At 34.2% G+C, this 12,747-nt stretch carries 13 protein-coding genes; 2 read left to right on the top strand and 11 right to left on the bottom strand.

The window, feature by feature from the left end; all coding sequences use genetic code 11:
* Nucleotides 1–206 precede the first annotated feature (206 nt).
* A complete protein-coding gene (arfB, locus tag QYS49_RS12375; protein ID WP_308347646.1) occupies nucleotides 207–623 on the top strand; it encodes an alternative ribosome rescue aminoacyl-tRNA hydrolase ArfB in 417 nt (138 codons plus the stop codon).
* A 5-nt stretch (nucleotides 624–628) separates the two neighbouring features.
* Here arfB and QYS49_RS12370 read toward each other — a convergent pair whose 3' ends face one another.
* Nucleotides 629–1,117: a DUF427 domain-containing protein gene (locus tag QYS49_RS12370; RefSeq protein WP_308347645.1), complete on the bottom strand. Its 489-nt coding sequence runs from the start codon at nucleotides 1,115–1,117 to the stop codon at nucleotides 629–631.
* A gap of 246 nt (nucleotides 1,118–1,363) precedes the next feature.
* Between QYS49_RS12370 and QYS49_RS12365 the strand changes: the two genes are divergently transcribed.
* Nucleotides 1,364–2,830: a vWA domain-containing protein gene (locus tag QYS49_RS12365; RefSeq protein WP_308347644.1), complete on the top strand. Its 1,467-nt coding sequence runs from the start codon at nucleotides 1,364–1,366 to the stop codon at nucleotides 2,828–2,830.
* 34 nt (nucleotides 2,831–2,864) lie between these two features.
* Here the strand turns inward: QYS49_RS12365 and QYS49_RS12360 are convergent, their stop codons facing one another.
* The 10 genes from QYS49_RS12360 to QYS49_RS12315 form a co-directional block, all read right to left on the bottom strand.
* Nucleotides 2,865–3,434 (bottom strand): pyridoxamine 5'-phosphate oxidase family protein, encoded by a 570-nt coding sequence (locus QYS49_RS12360; protein WP_308347642.1) that lies wholly within the window; start codon nucleotides 3,432–3,434, stop codon nucleotides 2,865–2,867.
* Complete coding sequence (locus QYS49_RS12355) at nucleotides 3,431–3,928, bottom strand: hypothetical protein (protein WP_308347640.1); 498 nt, start codon at nucleotides 3,926–3,928, stop codon at nucleotides 3,431–3,433. Before QYS49_RS12355 ends, QYS49_RS12360 begins: the two co-directional genes overlap by 4 nt.
* A gap of 57 nt (nucleotides 3,929–3,985) precedes the next feature.
* Nucleotides 3,986–4,669, bottom strand: a complete 684-nt coding sequence (locus QYS49_RS12350) for an aspartate/glutamate racemase family protein (protein ID WP_308347639.1) — start codon at nucleotides 4,667–4,669, stop codon at nucleotides 3,986–3,988.
* A 98-nt stretch (nucleotides 4,670–4,767) separates the two neighbouring features.
* Nucleotides 4,768–5,238: a DUF2452 domain-containing protein gene (locus QYS49_RS12345; RefSeq protein ID WP_308347637.1), complete on the bottom strand. Its 471-nt coding sequence runs from the start codon at nucleotides 5,236–5,238 to the stop codon at nucleotides 4,768–4,770.
* Between the two features lie 111 nt (nucleotides 5,239–5,349).
* Complete coding sequence (locus QYS49_RS12340; RefSeq protein ID WP_308347635.1) at nucleotides 5,350–5,538, bottom strand: hypothetical protein; 189 nt, start codon at nucleotides 5,536–5,538, stop codon at nucleotides 5,350–5,352.
* Nucleotides 5,539–5,540: 2 nt separating this feature from the next.
* On the bottom strand, nucleotides 5,541–7,007 hold the full coding sequence (locus QYS49_RS12335) for a M20 family metallopeptidase (protein WP_308347634.1): 1,467 nt from the start codon (nucleotides 7,005–7,007) through the stop codon (nucleotides 5,541–5,543).
* A gap of 1 nt (nucleotide 7,008) precedes the next feature.
* Complete coding sequence (locus QYS49_RS12330; RefSeq protein WP_308347633.1) at nucleotides 7,009–8,718, bottom strand: hypothetical protein; 1,710 nt, start codon at nucleotides 8,716–8,718, stop codon at nucleotides 7,009–7,011.
* Nucleotides 8,711–10,879: a hypothetical protein gene (locus tag QYS49_RS12325; RefSeq protein ID WP_308347632.1), complete on the bottom strand. Its 2,169-nt coding sequence runs from the start codon at nucleotides 10,877–10,879 to the stop codon at nucleotides 8,711–8,713. The genes QYS49_RS12330 and QYS49_RS12325 overlap by 8 nt, the downstream gene beginning before the upstream one ends.
* The gene (locus tag QYS49_RS12320; protein ID WP_308347630.1) at nucleotides 10,872–11,885 is read right to left on the bottom strand and encodes a BatA domain-containing protein; all 1,014 of its coding nucleotides are present in this window, start codon (nucleotides 11,883–11,885) and stop codon (nucleotides 10,872–10,874) included. The genes QYS49_RS12325 and QYS49_RS12320 overlap by 8 nt, the downstream gene beginning before the upstream one ends.
* Nucleotides 11,882–12,736, bottom strand: coding sequence for a DUF58 domain-containing protein (locus QYS49_RS12315; protein ID WP_308347628.1), 855 nt, complete (start codon nucleotides 12,734–12,736; stop codon nucleotides 11,882–11,884). The genes QYS49_RS12320 and QYS49_RS12315 overlap by 4 nt, the downstream gene beginning before the upstream one ends.
* Between the last annotated feature and the right edge of the window lie 11 nt (nucleotides 12,737–12,747).

Genomic DNA, 12,747 nt, shown 5'->3' with positions numbered 1-12,747 from the left:
AAAACTCATCAAATTAATGGAAATTTACCATCTATTATAGATGGTATGATTAAACATGCATTTTGTTCGATTAATGTAATGTTTTTTCACCCAAAACTCATTCTATCTACAAAATACTATATTTATTGATAATAATAATCATTATTGTATTTTAATGTCATCCACAGGATTTACAACAAACAACATAATCTTTCGATAGATAAAGCATGGACAAACCAAAATTCAAACTCAGCAAAATCAAAAAAGAATTAGAACTTTCTACAGCAAGAAGTGGGGGTTCCGGTGGTCAGCATGTCAATAAAGTAGAAACAAAAGTAATACTAAGATTCAATGTAAATGAATCTCAATTATTATCAGAATATGAAAAACAGACCATTCAAAAAGCTTTAGCAGGCAAACTGACTAAATCAGGTGATGTTATTATTACAGCTGAAAACCATTCTTCTCAAATCAAAAATAAAGAACTGGCTTATAAAAAAATGGAGCGTACTTTATCAAAGGCATTTGAAAAGCCTAAAATCCGCAAAAAGACAAAGCCCACTAAAGCCTCTCAAAAGAAGAGATTAGAAAAGAAAAAAATGCACTCTGATAAAAAGAAAATGAGAAAGAATCCTTTGAAATAAGCCTTTTACCATCCCCAACTTCCCTTTATTCCTTTAAAAGGCCCGACAATTTTAGCGGTAATCCATCCCCCGTAAAAATCTCCTTCTTGTGGTTCTACTTTTTCATCCCCAACATAACATGCGTCCATTTTGTGAGCATAGACTGCAATATGATCTTTTATCACTTTGAATTTTCCATTCGGAGTTGGATATCCCCAAGCAGCGTTTAAGGCTTTTTTATCACCACTTTTAATATCATAATAAAATGAAACTCCCTTAAATTCACATGCTGTGCTGTGAGTTCCTTCAATTAGTGTCCCCTCTTTGAAAGATGAAATGGGAAGATAATAAGTTGGTGGATGACTGGTTTCTAGCACTCTGTAAGATGTATTTGTATCTGCAATAACCTCACCATTGAAAATAATCCTTAAGTGATTCTTAACCGCTTCAACTGCTGGTGGACGTGGATAATCCCAAACAGACTCTTGACCTGCCTTTGGTTTTATTTTTTTCATAAGATATTTTTAATGGAAACTTATTTCTATCAATAAATAAGTGTTTTAGTTTCAAAAAGTTATGAAAAACAAATATTTAAATAGCCATAACTATGATCTTTAATATATCACATCTCCTAACCGTTTTTTCACTTTAGGTTACAACCAAAAATAAAAACCTTGAGTCTATTGATTGGATCCTGCCTTCAACCGTGGTCTTAAACCAACCACTTTATCTTCCATTTATAAAACATTAAAACTATCAAAATGAAAAAAATTACAAAACTCAGTTCACTATTTTTACTATTATTTATTTTTTCTTGTCATAGCAATTATGAAGATGGTTATGGTCCCGATTATTCTGCAGAATCCTATTATAATGAAGGAGACCAATATATTGATAATGGAGAAAACCCGTTTATCAGTACTTCGGAACAAAATGTATCTACTTTTTCAATTGATGCTGACGGTGGATCTTATGCGAATTCCAGAAGGTTTTTAACGCAAGAATCAAACCTTCCGCCTAATGGTGCTGTAAGAATAGAGGAATTCATTAATTATTTTGACCTGAATTATCCTCAGCCCACTGATGGTTCGCCAATAGCAGCTAATGGAGAAGTAGCTAAATGTCCTTGGAAGCCAGAACACAAGCTAATTCGAATAGGAATTCAGGGAAAGGATATTCCAGAAAGCCAGCTTCCAGCCTCAAATTATGTGTTTCTGATTGATGTTTCGGGCTCAATGAGTAGCAAGGATAAATTACAATTATTAAAACAAGGCTTTAATTTATTGGTAGATAAATTAACAAGTCAAGATAAAATTGCCATAGTGACTTATGCTGGTCAGGCTGGACTTTTATTGGAATCAACATCAGGTGATCAAAAAGGAAAAATCAAAGAGGCTATCAATAGTTTGGGCTCCGGTGGTTCAACTGCAGGAGCTGATGGTATAATCACAGCTTACAATATTGCCTTGGATAATTTCATCGAAGGGGGCAATAATAGAATCATCTTAGGAACTGATGGCGATTTTAATGTTGGTATATCTGACCGAGAAGAGCTTATCACCCTAATAGAAGGAAAAAGAGACAACGGTATATTTTTAACTACTCTCGGTGTTGGTCGCGGTAATTTGAATGAGGGCACTTTAGAGCAAATAGCTAATAAAGGAAATGGGACTTATGAATACATAGATAATGTAGAGCAATTAAAAAAGGTGTTTATTTATGAAAAGAATAAATTTTATACGGTTGCAAAGGATGTTAAGGTTCAGGTAGATTTCAACGCTGAAATTGTAGATGCTTATCGTTTAATTGGTTATGAAAACAGAATATTGAATGAAGAAGATTTTGAAGATGATAGCGAAGATGCAGGAGAATTAGGTGCAGGACAGAGCATTACAGCAATCTATGAAATCATACCTAATCCTGCTGTTGGGTTTGAAACCGGAAGAACGTTCTCCATTGATATGCGATATAAATTGCCTGACAACACCACCAGTGTTCCTTTTGAATTGGATATAGTAGATGAAGATAAAAGCTTTGCACAATCTTCCGACTATATGAAATTCACGGCTTCTGTTGCAGCTTTTGGAATGCAATTAATTGATTCCCAATTTAAAGGAACTGCAAGCTACCAAGATATTAATGATTGGTTATATCAAACTAATTTGGATGATCCTTATGGTTATAAGGAAGAGTTGAAATCTCTGGTAAATAAGGCAAGTCAATTATAATTTAAAAGCAGGTCATTATTAAAATGGCCTGCTTTCAAGGTACTAAATAACTTGATTCATCGCTTTCAAAATCTAAAAATGCTCTTATGTGTCCATCTCCCTTAAGTTGAAGAATTTCTGCTTTTGAAACCTTCATGATCAACACAGCGAAATATTTATCATCATAATCATTTTTCATTTGATGAGCATCATTCAAAGAATCAACCTTTTTCCCTGGCTGCGATTTAGTATTGTAGGATTCTTGTCCATCTTCAACTGAATCCCATAAATCATCAGCTATTTCGTCCTGATGATGAATGTTAATTTTCCCCTTCAATTTAATTTGACATTTATTTTGTTGATCATAAGCTAAAACAGATGCAAAAGGATTTTCCTTGATTTCTCTAATTTTATTTGATCTGTAATCAGTAAAAATAAATAGCTCCTGAGAATCAGTTTTGAATTTTCTTAAGACTACATACCTTGTATTTGGAATTCCTTCTGAAATAGTATTCAATATGATATATCGAAAAGCAGAACGCTTATCATTGCCTGCTTGATTCAGTGCACCAAGCATAGTACTTTTAACATCAGATAAGTTATCTTTTAATTCAATTAAACTCATGATATTCTCTTTTTAATGCTTTTATTCATCCATCTTCCAAAGCGACTCCAAAAAATACTTTGACTCCAATTCCAGATTTTATAGAAAGAGGGGGCTACATAACTACTCAGTTGTACTCTCACAATACGTTTATCCTCTTTATCTTCAGTCCTAAACTCAAGTCTGAAAGGACGAATAATTCGAAATGAAATAGCGTAACTTCCGTAAAAATATTGCAAATCTCTATAATGGGAAGTAATCTCACCAATTTCACCTGCCAATGAAAGCATTGGTCCATGATGTATGTTCAAAACCCCTTCTTCAAAATCATGCTCCTGATTTTCATTTCGTAGAAACTCTACTCTAAATGGCCAAACCTGATTGTCAGTAAAAGTTTTAGGATCATTCAACCAATCCCAAATTTGAGATTCTTGATAAGGTGATTCATATTCCTTGGTGAAAATGTGTGTTTTAAACTTAATAGGTTTAAGCTGAAGCGTCTGGGTAGTTTCCATTTTTTAATTTTAGAATGTAACTTATAGCTTCTACTTTTGTTAAGTTTATTAAAATTTTTAATGGTCTAAAATAAAATTTACAGCCATTTCAATATGCAAATCAGTGGTAGCCAACATAGGTAAATCAGCTTTAATATCTTTCAATAACAAAGGTAATTCCGTACAACCTAGAATAATTCCGTCCGCTCCTCTACTTTTCATTTCCTTTATTTGTTTGAGGTAAAATGCTTTAGCCTCTTGTGAAAATGTGCCTTGTGTAAGTTCTTTGGAAACATAATGATGGGATTGATCTAAATCTTCCCCTTCCGGAATTATAATCTTTATTCCGAAATCATTTTCTAGAATTGAAGGAATAAATTTTCCCGTCATAGTGGGTTTGTTGCCCAATAATCCCAAAGTCTTAAGCCCAGCATCCTGCGCTGCTCGTCCTGTAGCTACACCAATGTGTAAAATTGGAATATCAATTTTAGGCTGTACGTAATCATAAATCATGTGAGGAGTATTGGCACAAATTATAATACCTTCTGCTTTGACTTCTTGAAGCTTTTTACTGACTTCAAGATATTTAGCTTGGATCTTTTCCTTATTCTGCTCCCGCATTAATTCAATATTAATGCTATAAATAATCAGTTCGGGATTGGCTTGTTTACCAATCACATCCCCCACTTTCTGATTAATTTGGCTATAATACTCTACTGTAGCATGCCATGATGTGCCTCCAATTAGTCCTAAAGTTTTCATGATTCACTTTCATTATTGATTAGTTCAATATACTAATGAAAGGATTGGAATGGAGTAACTTTAGTTACTAAAGATTCTTTAACCCGCCAGCTAGCAATTTAGCAGTCCTTGGCTTTCTCCAAAACCTCCCAAGTATGATCTGCCAGCAGTTTAACACTAGCCAAATACTTCATACTATTTTGGCTTCTGCCCCATTCTCCGGGTGCAATCAAGGACAATATGTCTTTTCCTTCAGCATCTTCATACATATGATAGGTATGATTAATAAGTGGTTCAAAATTGATTTTAGCTAGATAGATACGTTCTGAAATTTCAACACGGCTTTTTAGATCATTTGCTTGTTTAGCTAATAATTGCATTTGCTCATATAGCTGAGTCATTTGCCTATCAGTTTGCTCATGCATAGCTGAAACAGCACGACCCTTTATTTTACCTCTATCAGTGGGTTTAATAATAGCACTACCAGAATGATGAGGAAAGGCAATAGTTCCAGGCTTATCAGAAGTGCCTTCCTTCATTTTTTCTAAATCAATTTTATCAACATCTATTTTTTTGCCTGCTTCACTCATTTCTCAAATTGTATGTATTCTAAAATTCAATTACACCAAAAATTGTTTTATAGGTGCTAATTATAAGGAAGTTAATAGCTCTCACCATTACACCTATCTATTAAGATCAATTTACCTTCGGATTTCAACTTCCATAGGGTCTTTTTGCTCAACACTATCTTTAACAGATTTGTTTTGTTCAGTTTCTGCACCCGGTCTTCCTTTTGGAAATTTGGTTTTCCTTGACATATCGTAAACCACGTAAAATACAATCAACATAAATAGGATTGCGATAAGTAAAAAAATTCTAGATTTCTTCATTTCTATTCAGATTCTTCATCATCATTAATTCCAAATAAGGAAAACGGTTCTTTTAACTGGATTTCTTTTAGAAAGTTATAATAAATGCCTATTCCTGATTCTAACACATCCAAGCTGATTCTTTCATTTGTACTATGAATACTATTAATGTCCCGCTCAGTTATTACAGCAGGAATAAGGCCGTAGGAAGGAATATCATAAGACCTAAAAAGACTGTTATCACTAGTTGCTGGAAATAAAAACGGTATTGTTTCCGCATCAGGATAGCTGGTAGCAATAGCATCCTCCAAAGCCCTATAAAATTTGTTTAAACGTGAAGGTTGAGCTTCAGGACTTTCCGAAATTACGCTTACTTTAATATTATCATTATCTAGTTTTCTTTCAATATAGCGAATAAAACTCTTGGACGATGTCCCAGGCACCAAACGACAATCCAACACTGCAGTAGCAGAATTACTGACTTGATTAGGTGGCCCGGGTGGATTGTAAATGTTTGTAACCGTCACTGTATTAGTTAATAATGAGGATAGAAAAGGTTCTCTGTCAATTTGCTTTCGGACGAAAGGTGCTAAAATAGACCAATTAATATTACGAATAAAAAAGCCTCTGACACCTCCTTCAGCTCTTCCTAAGCTTCTGAACATTCTTCTAGTACTTCTATTAAAAAGTAAAAGTACTTTTCTGTTGGTAAGATTATTTAAACTACTAATTAATTGAATATTTGCATAGTCTTTTGAAGGAGCAGCCCCATGGCCTGCAGAGTTGCTATTAATCTTCAATTGCAACCATAAACTTTGCTTTTCAGCAATGGAAACACCAAAAACCACTTTATCAGGCTTGTTTTTAAGAACATTTTGATAACCTGCTCCTCCTTCTCCTAGAATAACTGCTGCATTAAGTTCTTCTTTAAAATTCTTCATAAGGTATCTTGCACCTTTATCACCACCTGTTTCTTCTGCAGAAAGAAAAAGTACTGTTACATTAAAAGGCAAGTCTGTAGTATCATAATCCTGCTGAAAAGCTTCTAAGGCTTTCAATTGCATAATACCTAATCCTTTAGCATCTAAAGCTCCTCTACCATAAATGTATTCTCCATCAAAATGTCCACTATAAGGATCGTGTTCCCAATCATCAAAATCTTCGACTGGAACAACATCTATATGACTTTGTAAAATAATATTGGGCTTTCCTGAATTTAAGGGATATAGTGAAGCAGCAAGATTATAATTATCTGAAAAATCAGAGAAAACCTTTAGATTCAAATCTGTGGTTAAAATATAATCCTCTATAAAAATGGCTGCTTCTTTCTCACTGCCAGATACGCTCTCTCTTTGGATATATGCTGAAAGCAGATCAATGGATTGATTTAAAGAAACAGACTTAGGTAATTTGATGGGTTCGCTACTATTTTGAGCTAAAGCTGAAGTGGAAAACAATACAACAAATAGCACGAATAATCTTAGCGTCATTTTAAGTAATTTTATCTTCAATCCATAAATATCCTACACACAACAGAAACAGAACAAAGAACCATAATGTTACGGATTCTTTATTATACTTTTCACCATTCTGCTTAATACTTGAATCTGTAAAATTAAGATAATTTAGGTAATCATAATTGTAATTACTTAAGAATTCTGATTGGTTAGCTAGAGAATCCGAATGAACAAAAAATAGGATCGGATCCAATTGATTTTTCACCTTGATAAAATGCCAGCCTTTTTGCTGTGGATAAAACATAAAATGCTTCCTTTCGGGATACATAAAATCTGACATCGAATGCAATTTGATGGTGTCGTTTTGAAGATTGAAAATTGAAATACTGTCTACTTTTTCATCTGACCAAAGTCTAAAAAAGAAGGGCTGATGATGAACCGACCATTTCGATTTATCATAAAAAATCTCAGATGATTTTCTGATTAATTCACTAAAAACAGTAGACCAAATTTGTTCATATTCCCGATTTTTTCCTGACAACTTGAGTTGAAAACTGTTTTGAAAATTTAAAATCCCGCAAATCAAATCAGGATTTACTTTTCTGAAAACACTGTTTTTTGCCACTTCATCTAATTGATATAGATTATTGAATTGTAAGTAGTTATAATTATTTTGCTCAAGTAAATTATTGCTTGTACTAAAAATATTAGTAGATTTAGGCTTGTCTAAATTAAGCTGAATTCGGCTATTTGGGTTAGTTCTAAAGATTAAACTCCCCTTGTTTTCCTTCAATTTTTCTAGATATAGATTTTTCTCATTTGGTACTAAATCTGCCCAAGCTTTTGCATCTACAAATAGTACTTTTAAATCTTTCGCAACTCCCCTATTGATTTGTAAAGTATCCTGCCAATTGAAAAATGAAGATTTGAATTTTCCTTTGGAAATTTGAGTTTTCTGATAGACAGAATGCTTTTTAGATTTCAGATAATCACTAAAAAATTTCCACTCAAAATCAGGAGTGGCAGCCAGGATTTGAATGACATGATGTTCGGGTTTTTCCACCTTAACTGCAAAGTGATAATCTTCATTGTCCGTTCTAATTTCTGATAAAATATAACCTGATGACTTTGGTAGAATTGAAATAGGGCTATGAGTTTCGCCTGGAATGGATATTGAAATACTATTATTCGCAATAATAGCGGTGATATTAAGTGTTCTGTGCTCTAAATTCTGAATGTTAATTTGCAAACTATCACCTAAGGCAATGGATTTCGGATAATCAATCTGAATACCTTTTTCGATTTTAATATCTTCTCGGACTTGATAATGGTCAGGATTTAATTGCGGAAGATATCCATAAACAAAAGCGGTATCAATCTGATAATTGAGTTCTGCTAAAATTATCTGCTGCTCCGTCTCCATATTCTGAAATTTAGAATTTGATTGCCGTTGAAAGATTTCCAAATCATAAGTAATTCGTAATGAATCCACTTTAGTTTCAGATATATTTTGCCCAATAAGCAATACAGACTTTTTTGATTTTTCAGTTAAAATGTATGGGGATAAATAAATGATATACAGAGAAATAAATGCAAATAATAAAGCAATTGTTCTCCATGCTTTTCGAGGCTTTTGCTTCCTGATTTCCCATACGAAGGCAAGTATAAAAACTACTGCAAGCACAGCTAAATGCCAAACTTCAACACTATTTTCCCAGCCGATATTTTTTATCAAATCATTCATTCAGCAAGTCATAATAAGTTTTATGCAAAGAGGTTTTTATGCTTTTGCCTGCATTAGCCTCTTCCAAAACTGATGCCGGCAGCATATCTTCCATTATGATTAAAATATCTCTTAGTCTACTTTGTGAGTTAGTGTTTCGGAATTGCTTAACAGTAGCCAACAAACTTCCATAGCGCACAGGTTCTGAAGTAATTATTGAAACTAAATCATCTGTGAAATCATTTACCACTGCCTCAGCCTTACTCATATCTCCAACTTGATAAGCAGCTTTTAATTCAGTATAAGTTTCAGCCAGTTTCTCTTCAAATGATTTTTCTCTCAGTTCTTCTTCGGTTGTTTGGGCATCAATTTTATCCAAATCACCTGTCAATCTTTTTTTCTCTTCATCAATTGGAGGTGGTTCAAAGCCCATTCTTTCCACATAAATTCTGGAGGCTCTCTTTACCTCCTTTATCAGTTTTAGGGCTTCATACTCAAAAGGAAGTGCTTCTTTTGGCTTGTAGGTTCTTAAATAAAGCTCCGCTTCCCACATATTGGTGAGCGCTGCTTTTAATTTGGCTTTTACATTAGCATCTAAAAAAGTGGATAGCTCAGATTCATCATGCGCATGCACATATGCTTCCAATTCTGGGGTTTCATTGTAAATCGGGTTGGAGAAATTACTTTCGGATTCCTGCTCGTCATGATCATGACCTTCGTGCTCATCATCCTCTCCTTCAATAGCGCCATGATCATGCCCTGTATGATCCACCTCTCCCAATCCTCCTGTTGTTTCATATTCTTCTCCTAAAAATACACCATACCTTAACCTTAGCAATTTCTGGTCAGCACCAATAGAATTACTCCTTTGTTCAAATTCATTTTGACTGATTTGATTTTGCTCTTCTAGCAATTTCTCGGTATCTATTATGATTTGTCGCTGACTTTTAAAATATTCTGCCTCGTTAGTCAATGCAAAGCCCTCATACTCCACAGGCTCTGATTCCACCGTATCTGCTATGGAAAGAAAATAGACATCCGTTTTGCCGGTATTTGCTTTTGGTTTTTTATTGTCTTTAGCTGAAAAGTAAAAATAAAGCTCATCACCGGGCTCTAGATCAAAAGTATCCATTGGTAAGCTGATGCTCTTTTGCTGTCGCTGAAGCTTCTGAGAAATGCCTCTAATGGATTGTTTCATCTCCCGGAACTTCACCGCTTCGCCCTCTCCTCTACTCAAGGTCATGATAATGTCAGTCGAGCCAATTCCGTAATCGTCTTGCAAAGTCAGATTCAAATTGAAATCCTTATCTAAATCTTCCCATCTAACCTCATGTCGATTTTCTTTCAAATTGGTAGAGAGAATCGGTGGTTCATCTCTTTTCATTTCCAATATTTCAGGCTTCAAGGAAATAGAATCATCATTTTGCAAATAATCAATTTGGAAAATGGATGACTGATTGAGAAAAAATGTCTTGGATTGATTATCAGTAAGCTTGAATTCATATTGATTTTGCCATATCAAATCGAAATTGATATTTCCCTGATTGGTAAAAACCAACCGACTTCCTTCCGGAATCTTTTTATTGCCTTGCCATTCAAAACTTCTTAAAGCAGTATAGCTTGGTGGATATACTTTTAATTGATAAGCAAAATTTCCAACTTCATTTTGATTTGCACTATCAACTTCCACCTCAGCCTTATTTTCGATTGATGTCAACTGAATTCCGGAAGGTTTTTCCATTTGATAATTGAATGAAGCAAAATACAATAAACCACTAAATACCAATAAGATAAACACCTTTCTTAAAGGTATTGGGAAAGTTATATTTTGAATAGAAGGTAGTTGCTTAAAAATCTTTGCCTGCTGCAATTTTCCTAAAGAATTAATATCCTTTTGGAAGAAAATGGATAAGCTATATTCCAAATCAGGATATTTATGATGCAGAAACTGGATCAGCTTTTGATTATTCCAAAATAGTTTTGAGTTCCATAGCATTAGTAAACTAGCTATGGATACAGTATAAACGATCCAAAAGGCAAAAGTAATACTTAGATGCGCGATATTGGCAATTGACAACAGTAAAAGTACTCCAGCCACAAGTGGAATCACTATGGATGCTGCCAACAATAGTTGAAATTGCTTTTTGAGCTTCGACCAATATTTTTCGAAATCCTTATACATGCTTTTTTCTAAAACTAAAATACCTTTCTAAAAGGATCAACAACACAATCAGCCATAAAAGCTCCTCATCAAATGTTTTGGCTTCTTTAACTTCTTCCACTCCCTCTGATTTTTTGGTATAAAGCATATCAAAAGAAGAATACTGATAATTAGGTTCTACTACTTGCGCTATATACTCGGAAACAATCAATAAAAACATATCCTCATTCAATGGGTTATTTAGCCAGCTTTCATTTAGGTATAATAGGCTGCTTTGGTACTTCTTCTGGATTTGATAATTACTTGATATACTGTCACTCACCACAATTTGATTGGTTTCCAGCTTCTGTGGGGAAAGAGTAAAAATCAATTGAGCCTCACTCCTTTTTGCTTCTTTGAAATTCACTTTCCCATTGGTGTATAACTGATTTGCTTTCAATACTTTAACAAACTTTCCTTGAACAGTTTCAGAAAGCTCCGCAAAATGGATAAGTAAAGTGTCCAAATTCCTTTTTCCTTGTGAATTCTGCTTTTGATTAGCAGAAATAAGCTCTGATTGGAAGTTTAATTTGGGAATAGCTCCTACAAAATCCGTATCCCTAAAATCATTGATGTAAATTAAGGAGTCAATTTCGGGATGCTCCACTGCAAGTTCTTCCAATAAATACCAATGATTAGAATTTTCACCAAATGCAGAAGCCCTAAAAACAGTTATTTCATCATTTGCATAGGCTTCAGGTACTTTAACGTCCTCTCCCAGCAATAAAGCTTTCTGTTTTTCTACTTCTTGGTAGTTGACCCATCTTGCCATGAGCATAACAACCAAAACCAATATAATCAAGCGAACTAATAATAATGGAATCTCTGAAAGTTGGATTTTTTTGGATTGTAAAGTGCTACTTTCCCTCAAAAACCGAATACTTCCAAAAGCAATTTCCTTTGTTTTATTCTTGCTCCACAAATGGATGAGAATTGGAATCACCAAAGCGGTTAACCCCCAGAGCGCTATAGGATTAAGCCAGTTCACACCCAAGATTGGTTAAAGTGATTTAATAGCTCAAAAATTGCTTTTTGGATAGAATCTCGACCATTCAGCTGCCAATAAGCTATTCCATTTTTCGCACAAGTTTTTTGAATTTCACTTTTCCAGCTTTCGATTTTCTTTTGATAATCTTGAAAACCTTCTTGTGTATTCACTTGAACACTACCCTTCCCTTCCAAATCTTTAAAAGTGAAATATTGTCCTTTGAAATCGAGCTGTTCCTCATTTTCAAATAATAAATGAACCAGCATGACTTCCTCCGATGCCATTGCCCAATTTTTCAATAGACTATGAAATTCAGTTTCATCTGAATAACCATCTGTGAAGATAAAAACAGTGCTTTTATTTTGAATTTGTTGAATGGGGTTTAAATCTTTGATACTGGTTTCATCTTCCAGCTTAAGTTGAATCAATCGGTAAAGGAAAGACTCAAAATCAGTAGGTGGATTATCCTGATTGTAGATAAGGTATTTATCATGCTGATTATTGGCTAAAAAAGCCAAGGCAGCTATGAGCGTGCGTGACCAATTGAATTTGCTTGCATTTGCCATTTCAAACTTCATGGACAAGCTTTTATCCAAAACGAAAATGAAATCATGTTGCTTTTCCATTTCCGCTTCCTTAATCATATAATGATCAGTGCGGGCAAAATATTTCCAGTCCAATTGTTTTAAAGAATCTCCCGGAACGTAATTTCTATATTCCTTGAATTCAATTCCAAAACCTGTTTTTGGGCTTTGATGCATCCCAATCATCACCCCTTCAATATGATGCTTAATGTACAATTGAAGTGCTTTGAGTGCTTCAAAGTCAGGCATTTGAAATATTTGATTCATGGATTGCATTG

Source organism: Marivirga salinae (assembly GCF_030503855.1).
GTDB lineage: Bacteria > Bacteroidota > Bacteroidia > Cytophagales > Cyclobacteriaceae > Marivirga > Marivirga salinarum.
This window is presented reverse-complemented; position numbering and strand designations above follow the sequence as displayed.

Coding starts and splice junctions, on each gene's coding strand:
- QYS49_RS12345 (WP_308347637.1), bottom strand. CDS start 5,238: ATGAGTGAAGCAGGCAAAAAAATAGATGTTGATAAAATTGATTTAGAA.
- QYS49_RS12330 (WP_308347633.1), bottom strand. CDS start 8,718: ATGAATGATTTGATAAAAAATATCGGCTGGGAAAATAGTGTTGAAGTT.
- QYS49_RS12340 (WP_308347635.1), bottom strand. CDS start 5,538: ATGAAGAAATCTAGAATTTTTTTACTTATCGCAATCCTATTTATGTTG.
- QYS49_RS12335 (WP_308347634.1), bottom strand. CDS start 7,007: ATGACGCTAAGATTATTCGTGCTATTTGTTGTATTGTTTTCCACTTCA.
- arfB (WP_308347646.1), top strand. CDS start 207: ATGGACAAACCAAAATTCAAACTCAGCAAAATCAAAAAAGAATTAGAA.
- QYS49_RS12370 (WP_308347645.1), bottom strand. CDS start 1,117: ATGAAAAAAATAAAACCAAAGGCAGGTCAAGAGTCTGTTTGGGATTAT.
- QYS49_RS12315 (WP_308347628.1), bottom strand. CDS start 12,736: ATGAATCAAATATTTCAAATGCCTGACTTTGAAGCACTCAAAGCACTT.
- QYS49_RS12355 (WP_308347640.1), bottom strand. CDS start 3,928: ATGGAAACTACCCAGACGCTTCAGCTTAAACCTATTAAGTTTAAAACA.
- QYS49_RS12350 (WP_308347639.1), bottom strand. CDS start 4,669: ATGAAAACTTTAGGACTAATTGGAGGCACATCATGGCATGCTACAGTA.
- QYS49_RS12365 (WP_308347644.1), top strand. CDS start 1,364: ATGAAAAAAATTACAAAACTCAGTTCACTATTTTTACTATTATTTATT.
- QYS49_RS12325 (WP_308347632.1), bottom strand. CDS start 10,879: ATGTATAAGGATTTCGAAAAATATTGGTCGAAGCTCAAAAAGCAATTT.
- QYS49_RS12360 (WP_308347642.1), bottom strand. CDS start 3,434: ATGAGTTTAATTGAATTAAAAGATAACTTATCTGATGTTAAAAGTACT.